At 68.2% G+C, this 2,142-nt stretch carries 1 protein-coding gene; it reads left to right on the forward strand.

The genetic code is table 11. The features are described from left to right. Positions 1-113: 113 nt before the first annotated feature. Positions 114-2,142, forward strand: a 2,029-nt coding sequence (locus tag IV091_RS17745) for a tetratricopeptide repeat protein (protein ID WP_293470688.1), incomplete at its 3' end; no start/stop codon positions are given.

Consider the following 2,142-nt stretch of genomic DNA (forward strand, 5'->3'; position numbering starts at 1 on the left):
TGCGGCCTCTGACGCTTATCACCGCCTTGCTGGCGCTCATTGCCGCGTTGGTGGGTTTGTTTCCCAGCCAGAAGCGATTGACGGCGCTTTCCAGTCAACGCGAGTCAGATGCCTTGTCCATTGCCTACCTGCAGTTGCTTTTGCGGGTGCACCCGGACGATGACGCGCTCAGGCGCGCCCTGGCGCACAACCTGGCGACGGCCGGAAAATGGGCCGACGCGCGCAGCGTGCTGGCGCCCTTGCTGGGTCAGCCCCACGAAGGCGGAAGGCGTGCGCGCATGGAAGCGCTTGAGATTGACTTCCTGGTCGCCAAATCCCTGGCAACAGGCAGCGCGGACCGAACCGGACTGCGCAATGACATCGCCCGTCAAATCGAAAATCTCCGCACGGAAACCAGCGACCATGGCTCGCTGGGGCGCCTGGCGGACATCAGCCTGGCGATGGCTCTGCCCAATGTGGCGGCACGGATTTACCAGAAACTTGCCGCCATCGACCCGGCCGGGCGGCAACGCTGGCTGGATCTGGCCGCCACGCAATTCCTTGCCAGCGGCGCCCCCGACCTGGCCGCGCGCGCCTACCAGGAGGCGGCCCAAATCGCGCAGGACGACGTGGAGGGCCAGCGCAAATACACGCTGCAGGCGATCGATGCCTACCTGGCGGCCGGGCAGGGCGCACAGGCACTGGCGCTGGCTGAAGCGTCCGCGCCGCATTTTGCCGGCGATCTGGCCTTCATGCGGCGCATGGTGGCGATGGCATTGGCGCAAAACGACACCGCCCAGGCGCAGCGGGCCGGCCGGGCATTGGTGGCGCTGGCGCCAGACGATGCCGACATCCTGTCGCAGCAAGTGGAGGTGGAAATTGCCGCGAAAGACCTTCTGGCGGCGCTTGCGCTGGCGACCCGCCTGGTGGCGCTGGAGCCCGCCAACAATGAAAAACGCACCCGCATGGCACAGCTTGCCGAGTGGGCCGGAAAGCAGGACATCGCGCTGGAGCAATGGCTCTGGCTGGCCCGCGAGCCGTCGGGCTCCGAGGCGCGGGCCAACGCCATGCGCCTGGCGCTTGGAAAGGAAGATGACGCCCTGTGGCTGGCGCTGGCCGGGCCGGTGTTCCAGGCGCGGCCCATGAAACCGGAAGAGTCCGCCGTGCTGGTCGCCATTGAGCAGCGCGGCCGTGCGCCCAAGCAGTTGGTGGCGTTTTTGCAGAACTACGCCAAGCGCCATCCCTTGCAGCGCGCGCAGTGGGAAACGCTGGCGAACGCGCAGGAACAGCAGGGCGACCTGCCGGCGGCCATCGCCAGCTGGCGGGCCATGAGCCCGCAGCTGATCAGCCCGCCCGAATCGGCGCGCCGCCAGGCCGGGTTGCTGCTGCGCGCCCAGCGGCCGGACGAGGCGTGGGCGGCGCTGCAGGAGGCGCGCGCTGGCGCCGCGCCAAGCGAGGAGGCTTACTGGCAGGCCTACGGCGACGCCGCATGGGCGCGCGAATCAAAGCCTGAAGCGCTGCTGGCGTACCGCACCGCGTGGGAAGGCGGCTCGTCGAATGCCCGGGCGATTGAAAGGCTGATCGCGCTCTATAACGCCAGCGCCCAGCCGGAACAGGCCATTGCGGTGGGCAAGCAGGCTTACCTGCGGCTGGCCGAGGCCCGCTGGTTGCTGCTGGCGATGGACGCGGCCTCCCAGGCGTCCCGCTGGGAGGCGTCGCGCGATTTGTCGAGCCTGGCGCAGCGCGACGAAGTGAAGTTCGCAGGCAGCGAAATGTACTGGCTGCTGGAGGCCAACATCGCCAGCCATGACGGCCGCAAGGCGCGCGCGCGCAAGGCCTACATGCAGGCCCTGGCGCTCAATCCGGCCGCCGTGCCGACGCGGGTGCAGCTCTTGTGGTTTGAGCACGACTACGGTGACGCGCAGCAGCTTGGCGAGCATGTCGCGAAATGGCAGTCCGACGCGCAGGCCGAGCCCGCCTACTGGCCTGTCTATTCGGTGGCCCTGCTCAAGCTCAACCGGGTCGATGAGTCGCTGGCGTGGTTTGAAAAGCAGGCCGCTGCCAAGCCCGATGACTATGTGTGGCAGGTAGGTTATTTCGACGCGCTTGCCGACGCCGGGGGCGGCGATGCGGCGCAGCGCCTGCGCGCCGGGATGATGCCGC

The organism is Polaromonas sp., from assembly GCF_018780625.1.
Lineage (GTDB): Bacteria > Pseudomonadota > Gammaproteobacteria > Burkholderiales > Burkholderiaceae_C > Polaromonas.